General features: G+C 60.5%; 24 protein-coding genes. 12 read left to right on the forward strand and 12 right to left on the reverse strand.

Annotated features, from left to right (window positions below; genetic code table 11):
• Positions 1-363: 363 nt before the first annotated feature.
• Positions 364-1788, reverse strand: a complete 1425-nt coding sequence (locus tag ACA075_RS22425; protein ID WP_497295434.1) for a sensor histidine kinase — start codon at positions 1786-1788, stop codon at positions 364-366.
• Positions 1775-2497 (reverse strand): response regulator transcription factor, encoded by a 723-nt coding sequence (locus ACA075_RS22430; RefSeq protein WP_497295436.1) that lies wholly within the window; start codon positions 2495-2497, stop codon positions 1775-1777. The genes ACA075_RS22425 and ACA075_RS22430 overlap by 14 nt, the downstream gene beginning before the upstream one ends.
• Positions 2498-2711: 214 nt before the next feature.
• Here ACA075_RS22430 and ACA075_RS22435 point away from each other — a divergent pair, with 214 nt between their 5' ends.
• Both ACA075_RS22435 and ACA075_RS22440 read left to right on the forward strand, forming a co-directional pair.
• A complete protein-coding gene (locus ACA075_RS22435; protein ID WP_497295437.1) occupies positions 2712-5465 on the forward strand; it encodes a response regulator in 2754 nt (917 codons plus the stop codon).
• 257 nt (positions 5466-5722) lie between these two features.
• Positions 5723-6712 carry a 2-hydroxyacid dehydrogenase gene (locus ACA075_RS22440; protein ID WP_497295439.1) on the forward strand — a complete coding sequence of 330 codons (990 nt, stop codon included), beginning with the start codon at positions 5723-5725 and terminating at the stop codon, positions 6710-6712.
• A gap of 5 nt (positions 6713-6717) precedes the next feature.
• Here ACA075_RS22440 and ACA075_RS22445 read toward each other — a convergent pair whose 3' ends face one another.
• Complete coding sequence (locus ACA075_RS22445) at positions 6718-7119, reverse strand: hypothetical protein (protein WP_497295440.1); 402 nt, start codon at positions 7117-7119, stop codon at positions 6718-6720.
• Between the two features lie 134 nt (positions 7120-7253).
• On the opposite strand from ACA075_RS22445, the gene ACA075_RS22450 reads away from it, so the two are divergent.
• Both ACA075_RS22450 and ACA075_RS22455 read left to right on the forward strand, forming a co-directional pair.
• Positions 7254-7688, forward strand: a complete 435-nt coding sequence (locus ACA075_RS22450; RefSeq protein WP_497295442.1) for a hypothetical protein — start codon at positions 7254-7256, stop codon at positions 7686-7688.
• On the forward strand, positions 7688-8092 hold the full coding sequence (locus tag ACA075_RS22455) for an META domain-containing protein (RefSeq protein ID WP_010457111.1): 405 nt from the start codon (positions 7688-7690) through the stop codon (positions 8090-8092). The genes ACA075_RS22450 and ACA075_RS22455 overlap by 1 nt, the downstream gene beginning before the upstream one ends.
• A gap of 200 nt (positions 8093-8292) precedes the next feature.
• On the opposite strand, the gene ACA075_RS22460 is transcribed toward ACA075_RS22455, so the two are convergent.
• Positions 8293-8760 (reverse strand): TlpA disulfide reductase family protein, encoded by a 468-nt coding sequence (locus ACA075_RS22460; RefSeq protein ID WP_219097162.1) that lies wholly within the window; start codon positions 8758-8760, stop codon positions 8293-8295.
• Positions 8761-8874: 114 nt separating this feature from the next.
• Between ACA075_RS22460 and arsC the strand changes: the two genes are divergently transcribed.
• The 3 genes from arsC to ACA075_RS22475 are packed head-to-tail and all read left to right on the forward strand — an operon-like array spanning position 8875 to position 10248.
• On the forward strand, positions 8875-9228 hold the full coding sequence (gene arsC, locus ACA075_RS22465; RefSeq protein ID WP_497295444.1) for an arsenate reductase (glutaredoxin): 354 nt from the start codon (positions 8875-8877) through the stop codon (positions 9226-9228).
• Positions 9225-9821, forward strand: coding sequence for an NAD(P)H:quinone oxidoreductase (gene wrbA, locus ACA075_RS22470; RefSeq protein WP_497295446.1), 597 nt, complete (start codon positions 9225-9227; stop codon positions 9819-9821). The genes arsC and wrbA overlap by 4 nt, the downstream gene beginning before the upstream one ends.
• A 1-nt stretch (position 9822) precedes the next feature.
• Positions 9823-10248, forward strand: a complete 426-nt coding sequence (locus tag ACA075_RS22475) for a DUF2069 domain-containing protein (protein WP_497295448.1) — start codon at positions 9823-9825, stop codon at positions 10246-10248.
• Between the two features lie 116 nt (positions 10249-10364).
• Here ACA075_RS22475 and ACA075_RS22480 read toward each other — a convergent pair whose 3' ends face one another.
• Together ACA075_RS22480 and ttcA are read right to left on the reverse strand one after the other, a co-directional pair.
• Positions 10365-11039, reverse strand: a complete 675-nt coding sequence (locus tag ACA075_RS22480) for a DNA-3-methyladenine glycosylase I (protein ID WP_497295449.1) — start codon at positions 11037-11039, stop codon at positions 10365-10367.
• A gap of 131 nt (positions 11040-11170) precedes the next feature.
• Complete coding sequence (gene ttcA, locus ACA075_RS22485; protein ID WP_497295451.1) at positions 11171-11995, reverse strand: tRNA 2-thiocytidine(32) synthetase TtcA; 825 nt, start codon at positions 11993-11995, stop codon at positions 11171-11173.
• Positions 11996-12434: 439 nt separating this feature from the next.
• Between ttcA and ACA075_RS22490 the strand changes: the two genes are divergently transcribed.
• Together ACA075_RS22490 and ACA075_RS22495 are read left to right on the forward strand one after the other, a co-directional pair.
• Positions 12435-13037 (forward strand): Yip1 family protein, encoded by a 603-nt coding sequence (locus ACA075_RS22490; RefSeq protein ID WP_010457124.1) that lies wholly within the window; start codon positions 12435-12437, stop codon positions 13035-13037.
• A gap of 149 nt (positions 13038-13186) precedes the next feature.
• Positions 13187-13681 (forward strand): SprT family zinc-dependent metalloprotease, encoded by a 495-nt coding sequence (locus tag ACA075_RS22495; protein ID WP_010457127.1) that lies wholly within the window; start codon positions 13187-13189, stop codon positions 13679-13681.
• Between the two features lie 120 nt (positions 13682-13801).
• On the opposite strand, the gene ACA075_RS22500 is transcribed toward ACA075_RS22495, so the two are convergent.
• Positions 13802-14983, reverse strand: coding sequence for a CaiB/BaiF CoA transferase family protein (locus tag ACA075_RS22500; RefSeq protein WP_497295453.1), 1182 nt, complete (start codon positions 14981-14983; stop codon positions 13802-13804).
• Between the two features lie 144 nt (positions 14984-15127).
• Positions 15128-16462: a dicarboxylate/amino acid:cation symporter gene (locus ACA075_RS22505; RefSeq protein ID WP_497295455.1), complete on the reverse strand. Its 1335-nt coding sequence runs from the start codon at positions 16460-16462 to the stop codon at positions 15128-15130.
• A 24-nt stretch (positions 16463-16486) separates the two neighbouring features.
• On the opposite strand from ACA075_RS22505, the gene ACA075_RS22510 reads away from it, so the two are divergent.
• On the forward strand, positions 16487-16810 hold the full coding sequence (locus ACA075_RS22510; protein ID WP_497295456.1) for a hypothetical protein: 324 nt from the start codon (positions 16487-16489) through the stop codon (positions 16808-16810).
• Positions 16803-17801: an AraC family transcriptional regulator gene (locus ACA075_RS22515; protein WP_219097171.1), complete on the forward strand. Its 999-nt coding sequence runs from the start codon at positions 16803-16805 to the stop codon at positions 17799-17801. The genes ACA075_RS22510 and ACA075_RS22515 overlap by 8 nt, the downstream gene beginning before the upstream one ends.
• Positions 17802-17950: 149 nt before the next feature.
• Here the strand turns inward: ACA075_RS22515 and ACA075_RS22520 are convergent, their stop codons facing one another.
• The 4 genes from ACA075_RS22520 to ACA075_RS22535 form a co-directional block, all read right to left on the reverse strand.
• Positions 17951-18307, reverse strand: a complete 357-nt coding sequence (locus ACA075_RS22520) for a DUF6124 family protein (RefSeq protein ID WP_497295457.1) — start codon at positions 18305-18307, stop codon at positions 17951-17953.
• A 524-nt stretch (positions 18308-18831) separates the two neighbouring features.
• Positions 18832-20178, reverse strand: coding sequence for an ATP-binding protein (locus ACA075_RS22525; RefSeq protein WP_497295458.1), 1347 nt, complete (start codon positions 20176-20178; stop codon positions 18832-18834).
• Positions 20175-20852 carry a response regulator gene (locus tag ACA075_RS22530; RefSeq protein WP_497295459.1) on the reverse strand — a complete coding sequence of 226 codons (678 nt, stop codon included), beginning with the start codon at positions 20850-20852 and terminating at the stop codon, positions 20175-20177. Before ACA075_RS22530 ends, ACA075_RS22525 begins: the two co-directional genes overlap by 4 nt.
• Before the next feature lie 220 nt (positions 20853-21072).
• Positions 21073-21675: a hypothetical protein gene (locus ACA075_RS22535; protein ID WP_497295460.1), complete on the reverse strand. Its 603-nt coding sequence runs from the start codon at positions 21673-21675 to the stop codon at positions 21073-21075.
• Between the two features lie 147 nt (positions 21676-21822).
• On the opposite strand from ACA075_RS22535, the gene ACA075_RS22540 reads away from it, so the two are divergent.
• On the forward strand, positions 21823-22614 hold the full coding sequence (locus ACA075_RS22540) for a dienelactone hydrolase family protein (RefSeq protein ID WP_497295461.1): 792 nt from the start codon (positions 21823-21825) through the stop codon (positions 22612-22614).
• Positions 22615-22632 lie beyond the last annotated feature (18 nt).

Raw genomic sequence — 22632 nt, forward strand, 5'->3', positions numbered from 1 at the left:
GGGAATAAGGGGCTGTTTCAACGTTAAGCTGTCTGCGCGAAATAGATCTGGGCAGCCGCTCAAAAACTCTGACTGAACAATGGCCGCGCCAAGGGACGGGTTCGTGTCAGCAGCGCTGACACTTTTGCCGACGGGAACATTGCAGCTTTAGCAAGGTTTTTTGCACTGGGAGAGAATGATCAGGTTGTTCGATCAGGAATTGTCGCACCGGTGGTGCGACTTTCACTTCAGCTCTACAGGTCTTATAGATCCGACGATTGTTGGCGCCAGGAAAGCAGTCTCACCAGCGGTGAGACTTTTTCGTGATGGTGACCCGACGGACCTCATCGCGAGCAGGCTCGCTCCCACAGGGATTGGGGTTGATCAGACGATTTGTGGTCGACACACATCCACTGTGGGAGCGAGCTTGCTCGCGATGGCGTCATCACTGACGCCATCCATCTCAGCCACCAACCGAATATTCAGCCGCAACCCCACCCCGGTGTTCTCAGCCCAAAGACACCCGCCCTGACGTTTCACCGCATTCCTCGCAATGCTCAACCCCAACCCGAATCCGCCATCCCCCGGCCGCGAGCCGTCGAGTCGAATGAACGGGCAGAAGATACGCTCCAGATCCGCCTCAGCCACTCCGCCGCCCTCATCCTCCAGCCACAAATGCCAGAAGTCGCCCTCACGTTGCCCGCCGAAACGAACAATGCCGCCACCCGGCGAATGACGAATGGCATTGCGCAGAATGTTCTCCAGCGCCTGCGCCAGGGTGTTGAGATTGCCGCGAACCCAGCACGACGAATCCACCAGGCACTGCAACTGGCTTGCTGGCCAGCCGCTTTCATAGCAGGCGTTTTCCGTGAGCATTTCCCACAGCGCCTGGACCTGGATCGCTTCGTCGGGCAACGGTGTGCGCTCGGTGTCGAGCCAGGCCAGTTGCAGGGTGTCTTCTACCAGCCGCTGCATGCCATCGACTTCTCGACCGATGCGCTCGCGCAATTGCACCAGCCCCTGTTCGCTTTCGCTGGCGACTCGCAAACGGCTCAGCGGAGTGCGCAGTTCGTGGGACAAGTCGCGCAGCAATTGCTGCTGCAGGGCGACGGTACTTTGCAAACGCTCGGACATGTGATCGAACGCCCTGCCCAGTTCGCCAAGTTCATCCGAACGATTGGTGGTGCTGCTCGACAAGCGCACGTTCAACTGGTCGGCACGCCAGGCATTGGCCTGTTCGCGCAATTGGTTCAACGGCACGACCAGCAATCGATAAAGACCGACGCACAATAAAAAGGTGAACAGGCCGGGGATCACGCCGTTGGTGATCACGCGCCAGAACACCCGGTATTGGCCAGGCATGAAGCGCTGGGGCAGTTCGATGACCAGATTGCCAGCGGTCGGATCACCGGGAAATGGCACGCGCAGCCACGGCAGGCGTTTCTTGTGAATGGGCCAATCCAGGCCGCGCAGGAAAGTCAGGTGCTCGATTTCCTTGTCCGTGAGCGGCTGGCTGCTCAGGGATTGCAAATCGCCGCCGATGACGCCAACCCAGCCGGTTTCACGCTGTTTCACACCTTGCAGCCAGGCATCGACGCCCGCGCTCTGCCCTTGGCGCCACGCCTGTTCGGCCTCGGCGGCATACCCCGTCAGCGTGCCTCGGGCCTCGTTCGACAGAAACTGGTTTCGCTGCTCCATGTAGCGACCCCACGACCAGCTCAGCCAGATCATCAGCAGACAGAACGCCATCAGCAGACACGCCAGCTTCCAGAACAGCGAGTGCCGGCCCGGCAGGTCAGACCATTTCATCGCCGGCACTCAACACGTAACCCTTGCCCCAGACAGTACGCACTTCCCGCTCGGTGTAGCCGATGCCTTTGAGTTTGCGGCGGATCTGACTGATGTGCATGTCGAGGCTGCGGTCATGGGCGGCAAAACCGCGTTGCAACACGTGCTGATAAAGGAAAGCTTTGCTCAGCACTTCATCGCCATTGCGATTCAGCGTGTCCAGCAATCGATACTCGCTGCGGGTCAGGCCGGCGGCGTGTTCGCCATAGAAAACCTCACTGAGTTCGTCGTCGAAACGCAGGCTGTCGACCGAGGACGCCGCCACTGCCAGCTCCGGCCGACGGTCGAGTGCCACCCGGCGCAGGATCGCCTCGATGCGCACGCGCAATTCGGCCATGCTGAAGGGTTTGGGCAGGTAATCATCGGCCCCCAGGCGAAAACCGCTGATGCGATCCGCCTCAGCGCCCAGCGCCGACATCAGCACCACCGGGGTCGAATGGCTCTGGCGCAATTGCGTCAGTACGTTCAACCCGTTCAGCCCTGGCAGCAAAATGTCCATCAGCACCACGTCGAAGGGCTGCTCACGCGCAATGTCCAGGCCTTCTTGCCCGTTCTGACACCAGGTCACCTGAAAACCGCAACGGCCCAAATGCTCGTGCACATAAGCGCCGAGCACGAGATCGTCTTCAATGGACAGGATGCGGGGATGGCCAACAGAGATGGGAGTCATGACTATCTGCAAATAATTCTCAGTTGGCGATTATTCAAGATTGCCTGACGATGGGCAACACAAGGTTTGCCCGTGACGCAAAAGTGGCGATCCGGCCGACGAATGACGACATCAATTTTACGAAGATTGCCTGCCTGCAAATCGCTACACTGGCCCGGTGGCGCGTGCCGGACGCACGTGCAGGTCAATCAATAGCTGGATGCAGGAGAGATGCGTGCTCAAGAAACTGGGAATAAAAGGCCGCGTGCTGTTGCTGACCCTGTTGCCGACCAGCCTGATGGCGCTTGTCCTGGGCGGCTATTTCACCTGGATGCAGCAATCCGACCTGCAAACCCAACTGATGCAGCGCGGTGAGATGATCGCCGAACAGCTCGCGCCCTTGGTCGCCCCGGCCATGGGTCACAAAGACAACGAGTTGCTGGAGCGCATCGCCACCCAGTCTCTGGAAACGCCGGACGTACGCGCCGTGACCTTCCTCGCTCCCGACCGCACGCCCGTGGCCCACGCCGGCCCGACCATGCTCAACCCCGCGCCGATGGGCAGCGGCTCGCAGATGCTGCGCCGCAGTGGCAACGATGCGACGCGTTATCTGCTGCCGGTATTCGGCAAGCACCGCAACCTCGCTGGCGACCTGATACCTGATGAAGCCGACCGCCTGCTGGGCTGGGTCGAACTCGAACTGTCCCACAGCGGCATGCTGCTGCGCGGTTACCGCAGCCTGTTCGCCAGCCTGCTGCTGATCGGCGCGGGCCTGGCGGGTGCGGCGCTGCTTGCCTTGCGCATGGGCCGGACCATCAATCGGCCGATCAGCCAGATCAAACTGGCGGTGGCCCAACTCAAGGACGGCCATCTGGAAACCCGCCTGCCGCCCCTCGGCAGTCAGGAACTGGATGAGCTCGCGTCCGGCATCAACCGCATGGCCGGCACGTTGCAAAACGCTCAGGAAGAGTTGCAGAACAGTGTCGACCAGGCCACCGAAGACGTGCGCCAGAACCTGGAGACCATCGAGATCCAGAACATCGAACTGGACCTGGCGCGCAAGGAAGCCCTGGAAGCGAGCCGGATCAAATCCGAGTTCCTGGCCAACATGAGCCATGAAATCCGCACCCCGCTCAATGGCATTCTCGGCTTCACGCACCTGCTGCAAAAAAGCGAACTGACACCACGTCAGCTCGACTATCTGGGCACCATCGAAAAGTCCGCCGACAGCCTGTTGGGGATCATCAACGAGATCCTCGACTTCTCGAAAATCGAGGCCGGCAAACTGGTGCTCGACAATATTCCGTTCAACCTGCGCGACCTGCTGCAAGACACCCTGACCATCCTCGCCCCGGCCGCCCATGCCAAACAGCTTGAGCTGGTGAGTCTGGTTTATCGCGACACGCCGTTGTCGCTGGTGGGCGATCCGCTGCGACTCAAGCAGATCCTCACCAACCTGGTGAGCAACGCGATCAAGTTCACCCGCGAAGGCACCATCGTCGCCCGGGCCATGCTGGAAGAAGAACACGAAGACAGCGTGCAACTGCGCATCAGCATTCAGGACACCGGCATCGGCTTGTCGAACCAGGACGTGCGCGCCCTGTTCCAGGCGTTCAGCCAGGCTGATAACTCGCTGTCCCGCCAGCCTGGGGGCACCGGCCTTGGGCTGGTGATTTCCAAACGCCTGATTGAGCAGATGGGCGGCGAGATCGGTGTCGACAGTACGCCGGGCGAAGGCTCGGAGTTCTGGATCAGTCTCAGTCTACCCAAGACCCGCGACGATGCCGAAGACCTGCCCGGCCCACCGCTGCTCGGGCGCCGCGTGGCGGTGCTGGAAAACCATGAACTGGCCCGTCAGGCCTTGCAGCATCAGCTGGAAGATTGCGGCCTGGTCGTGACGCCGTTCAATACCCTGGAAAGCCTGGCCAATGGCGTGACCGGCGCGCATCAGACCGATCAGGCGATCGATCTGGCGGTGCTCGGCATCACCAGCAACGACATGCCACCGGAGCGCCTCAACCAGCACATCTGGGACCTCGAACACCTGGGCTGCAAAGTGCTGGTGCTGTGCCCGACCACCGAACAGACGCTGTTCCACCTCTCGGTGCCCAACCCGCACAGTCAGCTTCAAGCCAAGCCGGCCTGCACCCGCAAGTTGCGTCGGGCGTTGTCCGATCTGGTCAACCCGCGCCAGCAGCGCAGCGAACCCGGCGAACCGGTATCGAGCCGCGCGCCGAAGGTGCTGTGCGTCGACGACAACCCGGCCAACTTGCTGCTGGTGCAAACCCTGCTCGAAGACATGGGCGCCAAGGTGCTCGCGGTGGAAAGCGGTTACGCGGCAGTCAAAGCAGTGCAAAGCGAGACGTTTGACCTGGTGTTGATGGACGTGCAAATGCCCGGCATGGACGGGCGTCAAAGCACCGAGGCGATTCGTCAGTGGGAAAGCGAGCGGCATTGCACGCCGCTGCCGATCGTCGCCCTCACCGCCCACGCCATGGCCAACGAAAAACGCGCGCTGCTGCAAAGCGGCATGGACGACTACCTGACCAAACCGATCAGCGAGCGGCAACTGGCGCAGGTGGTATTGAAGTGGACCGGCTTGGCGTTGCGCAATCACGGGCCGGAGCGCTCCAGCGACAGCCATGGCGGCACTCATGAACTGCAGGTGCTCGACCACGACGAAGGCTTGCGCCTGGCCGCCGGCAAGGCCGATCTGGCCGCGGACATGCTGGCGATGTTGCTAGCCTCCCTGGAAGCTGATCGCGAAGCGATTCGCCTGGCCCGGGAAACCAATGACAACAACGCCTTGATCGAGCGCGTCCACCGTCTGCACGGCGCGACCCGTTACTGCGGCGTCCCGCAATTGCGTGCTGCCTGCCAGCGCAGCGAAACCCTGCTCAAGCAACAGGACCCCAAAGCCCCCGGCGCCCTGGAAGAACTCGACCGGGCGATCAACCGCCTGGCCGCCCATGCCCGGATAAACGCTTGATGCAGCGCAATGGCGCCGACCAGCATCGGCGCTAAGCTCACCGGACTCTGTTCGGCGAGGCGCGGTTCCACTGTGGGAACAACCTGTGGCGAGGGGGCTTGCCCCCGTTTGAGTGCGTAGCACTCACAAAATCTTTGATACATCAGCGATTTTGGGGCCGCTTCGCGGCCCAACGGGGGCAAGCCCCCTCGCCACAGTCATCCCACAATGGAACGGTGCACCGCCACACAGGACTCGAAAAATATCAGGAGGACCGTATGCGCACGATTCTTTTCAGCAGCCAGACCTACGACCGGGACAGTTTTCTCGGCACCGAGCTGCCCGCCGGTATCGAGTTGCACTTTCAATCGGCGCGGCTGAGCGTCGATACGGTGGCGCTGGCGGAGCATCACAAGGTGGTCTGCGCGTTCATCAATGACGACTTGAGCGCTCCGGTGCTGGAACGCCTGGCAGCGGGCGGCACACGCTTGATTGCCCTGCGCTCGGCCGGTTACAACCATGTCGACCTGGCGGCGGCGAAGCTGTTGGGGCTATCGATTGTGCGGGTTCCGGCCTACTCGCCGCACGCGGTGGCCGAACACGCGGTGGCGCTGATTCTGGCGCTCAACCGGCACCTGCATCGGGCCTACAACCGCACCCGCGAAGGGGATTTCAGCCTGCACGGCCTGACCGGTTTCGACTTGGTAGGCAAGACGGTCGGCGTGGTCGGTACCGGGCAGATCGGCGCGACCTTCGCGAAAATCATGAACGGTTTCGGTTGCCGGTTGTTGGCCTACGACCCCTACCCCAATCCGCAGGTCGAAGCCCTCGGCGCCCGCTACCTGAGCTTGCCGCAATTGCTGGCCGAGTCGCAGATCATCAGCCTGCACTGCCCGCTCAATGAGCAGAGCAAACACTTGATCAACCGTGAATCACTGGCTCACCTGCAGCCCGGCGCGATGTTGATCAACACCGGACGCGGCGGCCTGGTGGACACACCGGCGCTGATTGATGCACTGAAGGACGGCCAATTGGGGTATCTGGGGCTGGATGTCTATGAAGAGGAAGCGCAGCTGTTCTTCGAGGACCGCTCCGACCTGCCGCTGCAGGACGATGTGCTGGCGCGGCTGCTGACTTTTCCGAACGTGATCATCACCGCGCACCAGGCCTTCCTCACCCGCGAAGCCCTGGACGCGATTGCCACGACCACCCTGCAGAACATCGCGGCCTGGGCCGCTGGCGCGCCGCAGAATCAGGTCGAAGGCTGAGCCGATCAGGCCTTGGACAAGAGGATCATCAGGCCCAGCCAGCCGAACCCCAGCAAGCGTTGCCCCAGCGAATGCCCGCGACGCAGCAGGAACCAGACAAAAAACGGCGGCAGAAAGAAAATCATCAGCTTCAGCCACAGTTCCACCGGCCGCACGCCGTTGGAGGCTGGCATCGGTGCCGCCACCTCGGCTTCGACTGCGGCTTTTCGCTTACGTCCGAACGCGGCCGGGGTCACCCTGGCCACTTTCTCATCGACCGGCAAACGCCCGAAAGAAAGGGGTGCCTGTGCGGGCGTTGCCGTCGAAGTGGCCGCTTGCACCGTTCCCGCCGGTGCACCGCAATGAATGCAAGCAGGCGCCGTAGAGCTGATGCTTTGCTTGCACTCATAACATTCGATTAACGCCATGTCCGTTCCTTAGAGATGCAAAAGCGGCAGTGTGCCATGAGTCGGCCGGTCATTTGAACCAGATCGAAGGTCATCTGCCTGCGCCATGCTGCGTGCAGGCCCGTGATAGCATACCGCGCATATTTGGAGGACCCATGGTCGAACACGATTTCCGCTACAGCCTGATGAACCCGCAACACACCCTCACCGAATGCCGCGCCCTTGTGCCAGGGCGTTATCAAGTCACCGGCAACGGCGGCTCGATTCGTAATAACGACGTGCTGGTCGTGACCCTCAAAGGTGCCAAGGACCTGTCCATGCGCCTGACCGTGGAAACGGTTCGCCACTTGATCAATCCGCCCGGCCAATGGGTCGCGGTGGCCAGTGGTCCGGTGTTCGGCGAGTTGGCGATCCACACCTGGAAAGTCAACTGCGACAGCTGCGCCAAAGAGCTGAGCTTTGAGTTTGCGGTCGACGCCAAACTGGGCAACAAGGCTGAAAAACCTGCCGCCACTGCGCGGATTGCCGAGCTGGGCTGGACCACCGTTGACGAGAAGCACCTGTGCCCGAAATGCCAGGAGCCCGCGTGATGAAACGCCTCGCCCTGACCGCCTTGGTCGGTGCCAGCCTGCTGGGCTGCGCCGCCGAGCCGGTGAAATTGCAACAAAACCGCAGCTACATCCTGGAATGGATCGGCGAACGTCCGCTGATGGATTACAGCCACCTGACCATCACCCTCGGTGAAGACGGTCGGGCCTACGGCAATGGCGGCTGCAACCACTGGTTTGCGCCGTACACGCTGGAAGGCGACAAGCTGAGCTTCGGCAAGATCGGCAGCACCCGCAAAATGTGTGCGCCAGCTGTGATGGAGCAAGAAAAGCGCTTCATGCAAGCCCTGGAAAACGTGCAGCGCTGGGACGTTTCGCCGATCGAGCAGATGCGCTTCTGGCCGGCGGAAGGCAAGCCGTTGCGTTGGTGGCTTGAAGAGGGTTGATAACCCTGGCCTGTAGCCAAGTGAATACCTGTGGCGAGGGAGCTTTTGTGGCGAGGGGATTTATCCCCGTTGGACTGCGCAGCGGTCCCTTTTTTGGGGTCGCTGCGCAACCCAACGGGGATAAATCCCCTCGCCACAAAAGCCCCGAACCACAAAGCCCCTCACCATAGAAGCGACCTAGCCACAAGAGCTGTGTCCCGTCACTTGAGCGCTTGCAACGCCTCAAGCTTGGCCATCACCCCCGCCGCGGTCTGCTCGCCCATCAACTGCTCGCGCACCTTGCCCTTGTTATCGATGATGTAGGTCACCGGCAACGCTTCGCTGCGAGGCAACTCGAAAAGATCCGCCGGGTCCGACGCCAGCACGGTGAACTTGATCCCCAGCTTCTCACTGGCGCTTTTCAGCTCTTCCCCCTGCACATTGTCAAAATTGACCCCGAACACACCAATCTTCTTGTCCTTCAGCTGATCGGCCAACCCATTCAACTCCGGGATCTCGGTGCGGCACGGGCCACACCATTCGGCCCAGTAATTGAGCACCACCCATTGGTTGTCCAGACGTTCGGCGGCGACTTTCTGGCCGTTCTGGTCGATACCATAGTCGTTGCCACAGCCCCCCAGCATCAACGCACCGATGATCGCCAATGCTGCTGCCAGTCGTCTTGTCATGTCGTAATCCTTGTTCAAAATTGAATGCGCCTGCGACCCATCGCCTCCCGAGGTTCTGGATTACGCGCTGCACAGTTAGAATAGCCGTCACCTTACGCAAGATGCGACCCGCACATGACCGATCTGACGCTTTATCACAACCCGCGCTGCTCGAAATCCCGCGGTGCGCTCGAACTGCTGGAAGCCCGTAGCCTGACGCCGACCGTGGTCCGCTACCTGGAAACGCCGCTGGACGCCGCGCAAATCCAGAGCCTGCTGACCAAACTGGGCATCAGCGCCCGGCAACTGCTGCGCACCGGTGAGGACGAGTACAAGACTCTCAATCTGGCCGACAGCAGCCTGAGCGAGGCGCAATTGATCGCCGCCATCGCCGCCAACCCGAAACTCATGGAGCGACCGATTCTGGAAGTCGGCGACAAAGCCATCATCGGCCGTCCGCCGGAGAACGTGCTGGAGTTACTGCCGTGAGCGCGCCGTACATTCTGGTTCTGTATTACAGCCGTAGCGGCTCGACCAATGAAATGGCCCGGCAGATTGCCCGTGGTGTCGAGCAGGCCGGGATGGAAGCGCGCCTGCGCACGGTGCCGCCGATTTCCACCGAGTGCGAAGCCGTGTCGCCGGACATCCCCGACGAGGGCGCGCTGTACGCCAGCCTCGACGACTTGAAGAACTGCGCGGGCTTGGCCATGGGCAGTCCGACCCGTTTCGGCAACATGGCCGCGCCGCTCAAGTACTTCCTCGACGGCACCAGCAATCTTTGGCTGACGGGTGCGCTGGTGGGCAAACCGGCCGGAGTGTTCACCTCCACCGCGAGCCTGCACGGCGGTCAGGAAACCACGCTGCTGTCGATGATGTTGCCGTTGCTGCACCACGGCATGCTGATCACAGGCCTGCCGTATAGCGAATCGGCCCTGCTGGAAACCCGTGGCGGCGGCACGCCTTACGGTGCCAGCCATCACGCTGGGGCCGATGGCAAACAGGGTTTGAATGAACACGAAGTGGCGCTGTGCCGAGCCTTGGGCCTGCGCTTGGCGAAGACTGCGCAAAAGCTGGGGAACTGACGTGACGAAAAAGCCGAAGATTCTGCCCTCGATCGAATGGCTCGAACCGCGGGTCCGGGCGATGCGCGCGATCAGCCTGCTGTGCTTTTTCGGGCTGGTGGGGCTGCTGTGCGCCTACTACCTGGTGTTTGCCGACCTGCACGGCGCCCGGCCGTGGGTGATTTTGCTGATTGAACTGGTGCCCCTGCTATTGCTGGCGCCGGGGATGGTCATCGGCAGCGCGCGCGGGCATTCGTGGATGTGTTTTGTGGTGAATCTGTATTTCATCAAGGGCGCACTGGCCGCGTATGACCCCAACCGGCAGCTGTTTGGTTTGCTGGAAATGGGCGCGAGCCTGGCGGTGTTCTGTTCGGCGCTGTTGTATGTGCGGTGGCGGTTTCAGTTGAATCGCAAGTTGGCGGGTGAAGGCGAGATTTCCGTTGCCTGACAGATTGCAATCGCTAGCAGGCTAGCTCCCACAGGGGGTTTGTGAACGACACAATCCAATAATGTGGGAGCGAGCCTGCTGGCGATTGGCCGGGGTCGCGCTCGACCGACTCGGTCTTAATGGTTGACGGTATAGGCCAGCATCATCGAAATCTGGCTCATCGCCCGCCCGCCACTCTGTTCATGCCACTGGTTGAACACATCCTGCACCAACGCCAGGTCTCGCTGGCTGGTCGGCACCTTGTCGACGATCTTCTGCGCGTTCAGCCCCGCGACCACGTCGTAACTCGGTACGAACGTGTCCTTGCCGACCATGCGCAAGAAACGCGGCGCCGACAACCCGCCCAATTGATGGCCGCGTTTTTTCAGGTACGTCCACAGCCCGACGATGTCCGTCACCGGCCAATCGGCGATCAATGCGCCGAAGCTGCCCTTCTCATGCGCCACGTCCAGCACGAACTGCGCATTGCGCGGCACGCTCTTGAGCTTGCCCAGGTGACGGATGATCCGCGCGTCCTGCATCAGACGCTCAAGGTGTTCGGCGCTCATCAGCACCACCTTTTCCGGGTCGAACTTGAAGAACACTTCTTCGAACGACGGCCACTTGGCGTCCACCAGGCTGTGCTTGAGCCCGGCGCGGAACACGCGCAGGGCCATGGTCGAGAGGTAGCGGTCGTCGCTGATCTTGCGCAATTGCGCCGGGGTCTTGGGAACGGGCAGATGGGCTTCCAGTTCAGCTGCTGAACCGAAGCGGTTCAGACAGTATTCGTGCAGCCACTTGTAATCGCGCATGCCCTCTCCTGAGGAGTAAGTGAATAGACCCATGTGGGAGCCAGCCTGCTGGCGATCGCGGTGGGTCAGTCAACAATGAGGTGTCTGACCCACCGCTATCGCCAGCAGGCTGGCTCCCACAGTGATTTTTTTTAGAGGTTGACGACGTTGACGAACCGCGACATGGCGGTTTCATCGATCTTGAGGCTGGTGAAGTCGAACAGGTTGCGGTCCGCCAGTTGCGACGGTTGCACGTTCTGCAAGCTGCGGAAAATGCTTTCGGTACGGCCAGGGGTCTTGCGCTCCCACTCTTGCAGCATGTCCTTGACCACCTGACGCTGAAGGTTTTCCTGAGAACCGCAAAGGTTGCACGGGATGATCGGGAATTGCTTGAAGTCCGAGTAGGCCTGAATGTCTTTCTCGTTGCAGTAGGCCAGCGGCCGGATCACCACGTTGCGGCCGTCGTCGGCGCGCAGCTTTGGCGGCATGGCCTTGAGCGAACCATTGAAGAACATGTTGAGGAAGAACGTCTCGACGATGTCGTCGCGGTGGTGACCAAGGGCCATTTTGGTCGCGCCGATTTCGTCGGCAAAGGTGTAGAGCGTGCCGCGACGCAGGCGCGAGCACAGCGAGCAGGTGGTCTTGCCTTCCGGGATCAGTTCCTTGACCACCGAGTAGGTGTCTTTCTCGACGATGTGGTACTCGATGCCCAGCGCTTTCAGATAGGCCGGCAGCACGTGCTCAGGGAAGCCGGGCTGTTTCTGGTCCATGTTCACGGCCACGATCTCGAACTGGATCGGAGCAACCTTCTGCAAGTGCAAGAGCACGTCGAGCAGGGTGTAGCTGTCCTTGCCACCGGACAGGCAGACCATGACCTTGTCGCCGTCTTCAATCATGTTGAAATCGGCAACAGCCTCACCCGCCTGACGGCGAAGGCGCTTTTGCAGTTTGTTCTGGTTGACCGTAAGAGTGCCCATGACGCGAGATCCGTGAGGTGTGACGAAAGGCCGGCATTTTACGCAAAAACCCTGCGGCGGCGAAGTACCTGGCGACAGCACTTTATCTGAGCTGAGCATACCCCTGTGGCGAGGGAGCTTGCTCCCGCTGGGTCGCGCAGCGGCCCCAAAACCATCCTGCACCATCGTGTCAGTCAAACCCCGTCGGCCGTTTTTGCGACTGCTGCGCAGTCGAGCGGGAGCAAGCTCCCTCGCCACAATGGTTGCGCAAGACCCTACGGCGATTAACAGCAGTGTTTACAGCGCGATTTGCTCTAACGCCCTCGCACCTGTGCCGTTAAGACCTTTCTATACTGCGACATAAGGTCGCATACATATTCAGACCTATTACTTACTTGGCCACTTTGGCCTGTAGGCGCTCCACTGGGGGGCGACGGTAAAAACAAGAGGAGTGACTGGCATGATCCATCACGTAGTGGGGCTCTTCACCCACCCCGACCAGGAATGGAAAGAAATCCGTGGCGACCAAGAGGAAAGCATCAGCCACATGTACCTGACTCACACGCTGATTCTGGCGGCAATTCCCGCTGTGTCGGCGTTTATCGGAACCACTCAGGTCGGTTGGGTCATCGGCAATCGAGCGCCGGTCATGTTGACCCAGGAAAGCGCGCTATGGATGACGATCATGTCGTACCTGGCGATGCTCGGCGGCGTCGCGGTCATGGGCGCATTCATCCACTGGATGGCCCGTACCTATGACGCCAATCCAAGCCTCGCCCGCTGCGTTGCATTTGCGACCTACACCGCGACCCCGCTGTTCATCGGCGGTCTGGCGGCGCTGTACCCACATATGTGGCTGGGGATGATCGTCGGCACAGCGGCCATCTGCTACACGGTGTACTTGCTGTATGTGGGGCTACCCACTTTCATGAACATTCCATCAGACGAGGGCTTCCTGTTTTCCAGTTCGGTACTTGCCGTAGGCCTGGTGGTGCTGGTCGCCATCATGGCGTTTACAGTAATTGTCTGGGGACTCGGCGTGGGGCCGGTCTACACCAATTAGCGACACATCACCCAAAAACAAGATCTGCCAACACAGGCCGCCGCAAGGCGGCCTTCTAATGTATGAGGGGTAACGACCATTCGGCGCCTCGGCGATTCGCAAGGCCCCAGGCTTGCGGCATACTCGACGCCTCTGGAGATCCATCAAGCATGCCCGAGCAACTCAATACCCGCGTCGAAGACTGTTACCAACTGGCCGAATCCTTTTTCAAACGAACTTTCAAACGCCCCGTGGTGAGCCTCAAGCTGCGCGGTCAAAAAGCCGGTGTCGCGCATTTGCATGAGAACCTGCTGCGCTTCAATCCGCAGCTGTACCGGGAAAACACTGAAGACTTCCTCAAGCAGACCGTGGCCCACGAGGTCGCACACTTGATCGCCCATCAACTGTTCGGTGACCGCATTCAGCCGCACGGTGAAGAGTGGCAATTGATCATGCGCGGCGTATACGAGCTGCCGCCCAATCGCTGCCACACCTACGACGTCAAACGCCGCAGCGTGACGCGCTACATCTACAAATGCCCGTGCGTCGACAGCGATTTCCCGTTTTCGGCCCAGCGCCATGGCCTGGTACGGCAAGGGCGGCGGTATTTGTGCCGCAGATGCCGGAGCACGTTGGTGTTCAGTGGCGAGATGCGGGTCGAATAGTCAGATGTGTGGTGATTGTGCCGGCCTCATCGCCAGCAGGCTGGCTCCCACAAGGGATCATCGATACGCCACAGATCCATTGTGGGAGCCAGCCTGCTGGCGATGGCAGCCTGACAGGCACTAGAGAATCACTTTGGCACGCCGCAATTCCTCGATCCGCTCAGCACTCAACCCCAACTCCCCCAACACCTGATCCGTATGCTGCCCCAGCGCCGCACCAATATGCCGCGGCTTCGCCAACCCCTCGGAAAACTTCAACGGGCAGGCCATCTGCGCCTGAGTTGAACCATCCCCCCGCGGCACGTCTGTCACCAACTCCCGCGCCTGCAACTGCGGATGCCGCACCGCCTCGCTCAGGCTCAAAACCGGTTCGACACACGCATCAACCCCGGCAAACAACTCGCACAGCTGCGCAAAGTCATGCTTCTCGAATTCGGCCTTCAACTCATCCTTCAGCGCCTGCTGCTCGGCGGGTTTGGGCGACAGCCCCTTGGCCGCCAGTTCTGGCCGCCCCAGCGCCATACACAGCTGTTGCATGAACGCCGGTTCCAGACTGCCCACCGATAACCAGCGCCCGTCCCGGGAACGGTAATAGTCGTAGAAGCTGCCGCCATTGAGCATCTGGTCCTCTCTGCCCGGCTCGACGCCACAGGCCAGGTACCCGGCGCCGGCCATGGCGTTGAGGCTGAAGGCGCAGTCGGTCATGCTGACATCCAGATGCTGGCCCACCCCGCTTTGCTGGCGAGCGATCACCGCCGCCAGCAACCCGATGACGCCGTGCAGCGAGCCCCCGGCGATATCCGCCACCTGCATGCCCAACGGCAGCGGGCCGCTTTCGGTGCGGCCGGTGTAGCTGGCCAGCCCCGCCAGCGCCAGGTAGTTGATGTCATGGCCGGCGCGGTCCTTGTAGGGGCCGGTCTGGCCGTAACCGGTAATCGACACGTAGATCAGTCGAGGATTGATCGCCTTCAACGCTTCATAACCCAGGCCCAGGCGTTCCATCACGCCGGGACGGAACTGTTCCAGCACGATGTCGTGGTCCGCCAGCAATTGCTTGATCACCTCCAGCGCCTCGGGCTGCTTGAGGTCCAGCGCCAGGCTGCGCTTGTTGCGATTGAGGTAGGCGTGGCTGGCCGATACCCCGTGATCGTGCGGCGGCAACACCCGCAGCAAATCCATGCGGGTCGGCGATTCGATGCGCAAGACTTGCGCGCCCATGTCCGCCAGCAACAACGAGGCAAACGGCCCCGGCAGCAGTGTCGAGAAATCCAGAACCTTGAGTGATGCCAGTGGACCGGGCATGAGCGACCTCCGTGAACGATGTCTTGAGCCTAGGCAGCCGATGGCATTGCAGCAATCACCTGAAGTGTCAGTAGCTGTGACCGTTACGCTCAAATCCCGGGCATGAAAAAACCCGCCGAAGCGGGTTTTTCATTTCAGCGAGTCTTACTTGACGTTGCTAGGGGTTGGGCCTTCGGCCACACCCAGGTCGTCTTCTTCACGCTCGTCGGAGATACCGCGACCGCCCGAGGCCAGCTCGGCTTGCAGCACGTCGGTGTCCAGCTCCTTGACCCACTTGGCCACAACGATGGTGGCAACGGCGTTGCCGACCAGGTTGGTCAGGGCACGGGCTTCGGACATGAAGCGGTCGATACCGAGGATCAGCGCCAGGCCGGCAACCGGCAGGTGGCCAACGGCGGACAAGGTAGCCGCCAACACGATGAAGCCACTACCGGTCACACCGGCGGCACCTTTGGAGGACAGCAGCAGCACCACCAGCAGGGTGATCTGGTGGGTAATGTCCATGTGAGTGTCAGTTGCCTGGGCAATGAACACGGCCGCCATGGTCAGGTAGATCGCAGTACCGTCGAGGTTGAACGAGTAACCGGTCGGGATCACCAGACCCACCACGGATTTCTTCGCGCCCAGACGCTCCATCTTGATCAGCATGCGTGGCAGTACCGATTCCGAGGAAGAAGTCCCCAGCACGATCAGCAGTTCTTCACGGATGTAGCGAATCATTTTCAGGACGCTGAAGCCGTGAGCGCGAGCGATACCGCCCAGCACCACCAGGACGAACAGCAGGCACGTGATGTAGAAGCAGGCCATCAATTGACCCAGTTGCACCAGCGAACCGACACCGTAGGCACCGATGGTGAACGCCATGGCACCGAAGGCACCGATGGGCGCGAGCTTCATGATCATGTTGATGATGTTGAACATCACGTGGGCGAAGCGATCGATGAAATCCAGGATCGGCTTGCCGTAGGCACCCAGGCGATGCAGGGCGAAACCGAAGATCACCGAGAACATCAGCACTTGCAGGATATCGCCCGTGGCGAACGCACCAACGATGGTGGACGGGATCACGTTCAGCAGGAAGCCGACGACGCTTTGATCAGCACCGGCCGCTACATATTGAGCGACTTTGGAGGCATCCAGCGTGGTCACGTCGATGTGCATGCCGTTGCCCGGCTGGACGATGTTGACTACCAACAGACCGACCAGCAAAGCGATGGTCGAAACGATTTCGAAGTAGAGCAGCGCGTAACCGCCGGTCTTGCCGACCGACTTCATGTTCTGCATGCCCGCGATACCGCTGACGACGGTGCAGAAAATGATGGGGGCGATGATCATTTTGATCAGTTTGATGAACCCGTCACCCAGCGGCTTGAGGGCCACACCGGTCTGCGGGTAGAAGTGACCGAGCAGGATGCCGATGGCAATAGCAACGATCACCTGGAAATACAGGGATTTGTACAGTGGCTGACGAGTCGTCATTGCAAAGTTCCTCAAGAGTGCCGCGTGACAACATCCATCTGTTGCCCAAGACACTTCAATTGCGAACCCTCCTGCACTGGAGGGATTTGTTTTGTCGAGCTGCGCAGCGGCAGGCATCTGCTCGTTGTATCGCAAGGCTCGTGCCACCTTCGTCAAAAAGCCTGCAAGCCTTTTGACATCAAGGGTTACAGGTTCAACCTTGTCACCGACCGGTTACAACAATGTGGCGGATTTCCGCCCATCGACCAGACCTCGTCCTACAATTTGGCGGATATCCGCCTGTTCATCATCAGGGCTGGCGACTACCATCCGTCGTTCAATGGGACGGAACTGCCCTGCCATGCGTGAACGCACCATCGCCAGTCATTTCGCCCGTGCCGTCCTCGGCGGCGCGCGCCGGTTGGGTTATGACTATTCAAATCTGCTGCAACAACTCGGCATCAGCCCCGAGTTGCTGGATGAACCGCGGGCGCGGATTGCGCCAGAGCAGTTCACGCGATTGATCCAGGGGTTGTGGCTGGCCCTCGACGACGAGTACCTCGGTTTCGGGCCGACGCCGAGTAAAACCGGCACCTTCGCGATGATGTGCCACGCCGTGATCCACTGCCGCAACCTCGAAAAAGCTCTGCATCGCGGCTTATTGTTTTATAGCCTATTCCCCGAGGGTCCGCGCCTCACCCTGACCCGCGAAGACGAAATGATCCGCCTGAGCCTCGATGACTCGAAGTTCCAGGACCCGGACCATTTCCTCACCGAAAGCCAATTGATGGTGTGGCATCGCCTCGGCAGCTGGCTGATCGGCCAGCGCATTCGGCTGGAGCAGGCGACGTTCAGTTACCCAAGGCCCGAGCACGGCGCCGAATACGACTTGCTGTTCCCCTGCCCCATGGTGTTTTCCACCGCGCAGAGCAGCCTGCTGTTCCACAGCCGCTACTTGCACATGCCGTTGTTGCAGGACGAACGCACCCTCAAGCATTTCCTCCAACATTCCCCCGCCGACCTGCTGTCGCGCCCGGATGATGGCGACAGTTTGAGCAGTCAGCTGCGCCGCTTGCTCAGCCGCGACAGTGCACGCTGGCCGGACCTGGAAGCAGTGGCCGCGCACCTGCACATCAGCCCCCAGACATTACGCCGGCACTTGCGGGAAGAAGGGTCGAGTTTTCAGGAATTGAAGGATCAGTTGCGGCGGGACATTGCGATTTATCATCTGGGGCGAGCGGATTTGTCGTTGCAGCAGATTGCCGAGCAGCTAGGGTTTTCCGAGCCTTCGGCGTTTCACCGGGCATTCAAGAAGTGGACCGGGTTGACGCCGGGCGCCTATCGCGCGCAAGAGAACTGATTTTTGGGTTGAGTTGACTGGCCCCATCGCGAGCAGGCTCGCTCCCACAAGGGATCTTCGGTAACCACAGTATTTGTGGATACCCGAGATCAAATGTGGGAGCGAGCCTGCTCGCGATGAACGATGACGCGGTCTACCTGACCGAACGACTAAGGCGGATCAAGCCTGTCCAGCATCCGATTCACCGCCAGCTCACCCAACATGACGGAGTGTTGGATGCCGAGCAGGGTGTGACGCTGCGGGCCGTCCAGCTGTCCCGCGAAATCACTCAACATCACACTCGCTGACGCCAACGTCTCACAGGCGTTGACCAGCAGGGTTTCGTCATCGGTATCTGGGGCCACGAAGTAAATCGTGCTGGGTTTGCGCGGCGTGTCTTTGGGGATGACCGGTTTGAGGTAGTAATCGAGGGCGCGGTCGGCGGCTTCGTTGAGTTTTTTGGAATCGATGGATTCGTAGGGGGAAACGTCGTCGGCTTCTGGTGGGTTGGGCGTAATTTTAAACATGTGAGGCTCCGTGATTGGTTGAGCCACCACGACTTATCGCTAAACAAGTAAAGGTGGCGGCTGTACGCAGGTTAGCGATCCGGGACACAGAAACCCCGGGTAGACCTCGAAGGTCTCCCACGCACAGCCACCATTACGCGAATTGCAGGCACTGAAAACTGCAATCAACTCTTGGGCGCTTTTGCGTCTGTGATGGGATCGGATCGCTAAACCCGATCGCTGATTCGTCAGCGACCCGCAAACGATAGAACCCAGTCCCCAGGCGCACAAGCCGGCGGATTCTGGCGTAGTCGTAGGCAGCGGCGCAAGGATGTGTAGCCTGAGTGAGTGTCTGGAGATGTCTTTTAAACAGCGCTGTTTATTGGCCTCACCAGCCCATTTTGTATGTGAATGGACTGGCATCATCGCGGACAAGCCCGCTCCCACAGGTTTCGGTTTTGAACACAAAATTTGTGGACGACATAGCCCACTGTGGGAGCGGGCTTGCCCGCGATGAGGCCCGAAAGAACGCCAATAGATTCAGATCAAACCACCGGAAAATGGATCCGGAACGCCGCCCCGCCCATCGGCGAATCTCCCAGCGTCAGCTTCGCGCTGTAGCTCTCGATAATGTCCTTGACCACCGCCAACCCGATCCCCTGCCCCGGGTGCTGGCGATCCAGGCGTTCGCCCCTTTGCAGAATCCGCGCGCGCTGATCCGGCGGTACGCCCGGCCCGTCATCTTCAACGCATAACTCAACCCCGGCGAGGGTTTCGCGCACGCTGATGCGCACTTCGCTCAGGCACAAGCGATAGGCGTTTTCCAGCAGGTTGCCCATCATTTCCAGCAAGGCGCCCTGTTCGATCGGCACATAACACTGATCCGGCAAATCGAAAGCAACGCGCACGCGTTTGTCGCGGTAGACCTTGTCCAGCGTGTCGCACAGGCTTTGCAGCACCGGTTGCAGACGCACCTGGTGGCGTACCAGGCCGCTTTTGCGCAGGCTGGCGCGTTGCAGTTGATAGCCGATCTGCTGGCTCATGCGTTCGATCTGGGTTTGCAACACCCAGGCCTGATCGCGGTTTTCCGGGCGCAGGGCCATGTCTTCGCTGACGCCTTGCAGTACGGTCAGCGGGGTTTTCAGGCTGTGGGCCAGGTCGTCGAGGGAGTCGCGGTAGCGGCTGCGCTGTTCGCGCTCGCTGTGCAGCAAGCGGTTAAGGGAGCCGGTCAGGCGCAGCAGTTCGCGCGGGTGTTGTTCGCTGAGGCTTTCGCGGGCGCCGCTTTCGATTTCGTCGAGTTCCTGACTGAGCCGGCGCAAGGCCTGCAAGCCCCAGGTCAGACCGATCCATAGCAGCGCCAGCAACACCAGCAACGCGGCGCCGAAACCGAGGTAGAGGTTTTCGCGCAAGCCTTCGAGGGTCACTTCGTATTCGCGCACCGGTTGCAGGGCGACGATGCTGAACGCCGCGCTTTTACCGCTGAGCAGTTTGACTTCGACGTCGTAGACGAAGAATTCCTGACCGTCGGCCTCGCTAATGCGCGCGAACTCATTGCCGCGTCCGTCGTAACGCGGTTTGTAGTTGATCTTCTCTTCGCCGGTGGCCTTCGAGCGCCAGACCAAATGACCTTCACGGTCATAGATGTAGCCGAGCAGGCGGCTGTCAGTCAGGTTGAAGCGCTCATCGGGCAACTGCGCCGGCATCTGCAGGGCGTTGTTTTCCACCCGCGCGGCGGAAATCAACGTGTTTACGTCCGAGGCCAGGCGTTGCTCGATGGAATCCTGCAACGCCAGGCTGAACGCGCCCTGCATCGCCGGCAGCAACGCCAGCATGAACAGCACCGCCAGGGTGGTGGCGGCAAGCATCAAGCGGACACGAAGAGAACGAATCAACTGCAGCGCTCATTGAACAGGTAGCCGAGGCCACGCACGGTGTCGATCGGTTTAAAACCGGCCGGGCCTTCGAGTTTGCGGCGCAGACGGCCAACCAGCACTTCGATGACGTTCGGATCGCGCTCGTCGTCGTCCGGGTACAGCTGCTCCATCAAGCGGTCCTTGGCCACCACTTGCTGGTGATGCCGCATCAGGTACTCGAGGATTCGGTACTCGTAGGCGGTCAGCGCCAGCGGTTGTTCATCCAGGGACGCCTGTTTGCGATTGAGGTCCAGCAGCAGCGGCCCGGCGACGATGGTCGACTGGGTGAAACCGCTGGAGCGGCGCAGCAAGGCATTCAGGCGCGCGTCGAGTTCTTCGAACTGGAACGGCTTGACCACGTAATCGTCGGCGCCGGCGGCGAGGCCTTCGACCTTGTCCTGCCAGTTGCCGCGCGCGGTGAGAATCAGGATCGGGAAGGTTTTGCCGCGCGAGCGCAGATGACGGATCAGGTCGAGCCCGCTCATGCCCGGCAGGCCGAGGTCGATCACCGCCAAGTCGTGGTTGAACTGCTCGGCCTGGTACAGCGCCTCCTCGGCGTTGGCCACGGACTCGACCACGTGGCCGCTGTCCGTCAGGCGGGTTTGCAGGTGATGGCGCAACAGCGCTTCATCTTCGACGACCAGCAGTTTCATAACGCTCTCCTAGACAAATCGTTATCTCCAGCAGCACAGTTCTCAGTCACACCGCAGAACCCTGTGGGAGCGGCGGTGCGGCGATCCGACTTGCCCGCGATAGCGATCTGGCTGACACATTAATAGTGAATGTGCCGCCGCTATCGCGGGCAAGTCGGATCGCCGCACCGCCGCCCCCACAGGGATTGCGTTTAACTGACCGGCATCGCGCATCTCTTTATCAGAAAGCGTAGTTCGCCGACAGGTAGGTCTGGGCGCTGCTGGTCAGGTCCAGCGAACCCTGTTTATTGCCACCGCGCTCGCTCATCTCGGTGCTGGCGTTGCTGCGCAGGTAACGGTAACCCATCTCGACCGAGGTGTTTTGCGACACTTGCTGCAACACGCCAACCTGGCCGCCAATGGCGTAACCAATGTTGCTGTCGCGGCTGAAACCTGGGGACTCCTGGGTCATTTTGGTCAGACCGGCCGTTGCACCGCCGAACAATTTGGTGCTGGCGCCCACCGGGTAGAACAGATCGTAGCTGCCCAACAGGTTTTCCTGACGCAGTTTAATGCCATTGTGCGAGCCCGACACGTTGTCGTAAGTGGCGTAGTAGCGGCCCTGGTCGTTTTGCTGGCCCAGACGCACACCCCAGGTGGTGTCCTTGCCGATCACGCCGTCAGCGTTCGGGCTGTTGAGGTTGTCGTTCAGGGCGTGGGACTTTTTGACCTTGTCGCTGGTCTGTCCAAGAGTAAGGCTGGCGAAATTATCGTCGGAAGCGAACGCCGCAGTGCTCGCGCCCATGACGGTGAAAGCCAGAAGCAGTTTTTTGAAGTGAGTCATTGGGGAATTTCCTCATGCGCTATTTGCTTTTTGGGTACGGGGCAAGGTTACGCACCCACCCCTGAACTCCCCCTGAACGCACTCTGAACCTAAGCTGAATCAACTCCACCCGACTGTTTTGATGACTTTTATGCAGGAGATCCGACCATGCGCGCTTTCCTCGCCCTCGTATTACTGGCCTTGAGCGGGCTCGGCCACGCCGCGATCAAGACCCAGGAAATCCCCTATCAGAGCCCCGACGGCACAAAGCTGATCGGCTATTACGCTTACGACGATGCTATTAAAGGCCAACGTCCGGGCGTGGTGGTGGTGCATGAATGGTGGGGCCTCAACGACTACACCAAGCGCCGCGCCCGTGATTTGGCCGGCCTGGGTTACAGCGCGCTGGCCATTGATATGTATGGCGATGGCAAGAACACTGAACATCCGAAGGACGCCATGGCCTTCATGCAAGCGGCGTTGAGAGACAGTGCGGCGTCCAGCGCTCGCTTCCAGGCCGGGCTCGATTTGCTGAAGAAACAGCCACAGACCAATCCGGATAAAGTCGCCGCCATCGGTTACTGCTTCGGTGGTGCCGTGGTGCTCAGTGCAGCGCGTCAAGGCGTACCGCTGGCGGGCGTGGTGAGTTTCCACGGCGCGCTGGCGACCACAACGCCTGCAACGCCGGGCAGCGTGAAAGCGAAAATCCTGGTGGAGCATGGCGCTCTGGACAGCATGGTCACGGCGGATAACGTCGCGGCTTTCAAGGCTGAGATGGACAAGGCCGGGGCCGACTATCAATTCGTCAGCCTTGAGGGCGCCAAGCACGGGTTCAGCAATCCAGACGCGGATCGGTTGGGCCATGGCGACCATGGTGGGCCGGATATCGGGTACAGCAAGGCGGCGGATGAAAAATCCTGGGCGGATATGCAGGCGTTTTTCAAGAAGATTTTTGGTTGATCCCTGTGGCGAGGGGGC

It is taken from the genome of Pseudomonas sp. LBUM1663 (assembly GCF_059695905.1).

Bases quoted from the DNA above. Each gene is read 5' to 3' on its own strand.
- ACA075_RS22425 (WP_497295434.1), bottom strand. From the start codon at position 1,788: ATGAAATGGTCTGACCTGCCGGGCCGGCACTCGCTGTTCTGGAAGCTG.
- ACA075_RS22430 (WP_497295436.1), bottom strand. From the start codon at position 2,497: ATGACTCCCATCTCTGTTGGCCATCCCCGCATCCTGTCCATTGAAGAC.
- ACA075_RS22440 (WP_497295439.1), top strand. From the start codon at position 5,723: ATGCGCACGATTCTTTTCAGCAGCCAGACCTACGACCGGGACAGTTTT.
- ACA075_RS22445 (WP_497295440.1), bottom strand. From the start codon at position 7,119: ATGGCGTTAATCGAATGTTATGAGTGCAAGCAAAGCATCAGCTCTACG.
- ACA075_RS22450 (WP_497295442.1), top strand. From the start codon at position 7,254: ATGGTCGAACACGATTTCCGCTACAGCCTGATGAACCCGCAACACACC.
- ACA075_RS22455 (WP_010457111.1), top strand. From the start codon at position 7,688: ATGAAACGCCTCGCCCTGACCGCCTTGGTCGGTGCCAGCCTGCTGGGC.
- ACA075_RS22460 (WP_219097162.1), bottom strand. From the start codon at position 8,760: ATGACAAGACGACTGGCAGCAGCATTGGCGATCATCGGTGCGTTGATG.
- arsC (WP_497295444.1), top strand. From the start codon at position 8,875: ATGACCGATCTGACGCTTTATCACAACCCGCGCTGCTCGAAATCCCGC.
- ACA075_RS22480 (WP_497295449.1), bottom strand. From the start codon at position 11,039: ATGCGCGATTACAAGTGGCTGCACGAATACTGTCTGAACCGCTTCGGT.
- ttcA (WP_497295451.1), bottom strand. From the start codon at position 11,995: ATGGGCACTCTTACGGTCAACCAGAACAAACTGCAAAAGCGCCTTCGC.
- ACA075_RS22490 (WP_010457124.1), top strand. From the start codon at position 12,435: ATGATCCATCACGTAGTGGGGCTCTTCACCCACCCCGACCAGGAATGG.
- ACA075_RS22495 (WP_010457127.1), top strand. From the start codon at position 13,187: ATGCCCGAGCAACTCAATACCCGCGTCGAAGACTGTTACCAACTGGCC.
- ACA075_RS22500 (WP_497295453.1), bottom strand. From the start codon at position 14,983: ATGCCCGGTCCACTGGCATCACTCAAGGTTCTGGATTTCTCGACACTG.
- ACA075_RS22505 (WP_497295455.1), bottom strand. From the start codon at position 16,462: ATGACGACTCGTCAGCCACTGTACAAATCCCTGTATTTCCAGGTGATC.
- ACA075_RS22515 (WP_219097171.1), top strand. From the start codon at position 16,803: ATGCGTGAACGCACCATCGCCAGTCATTTCGCCCGTGCCGTCCTCGGC.
- ACA075_RS22520 (WP_497295457.1), bottom strand. From the start codon at position 18,307: ATGTTTAAAATTACGCCCAACCCACCAGAAGCCGACGACGTTTCCCCC.
- ACA075_RS22530 (WP_497295459.1), bottom strand. From the start codon at position 20,852: ATGAAACTGCTGGTCGTCGAAGATGAAGCGCTGTTGCGCCATCACCTG.
- ACA075_RS22535 (WP_497295460.1), bottom strand. From the start codon at position 21,675: ATGACTCACTTCAAAAAACTGCTTCTGGCTTTCACCGTCATGGGCGCG.
- ACA075_RS22540 (WP_497295461.1), top strand. From the start codon at position 21,823: ATGCGCGCTTTCCTCGCCCTCGTATTACTGGCCTTGAGCGGGCTCGGC.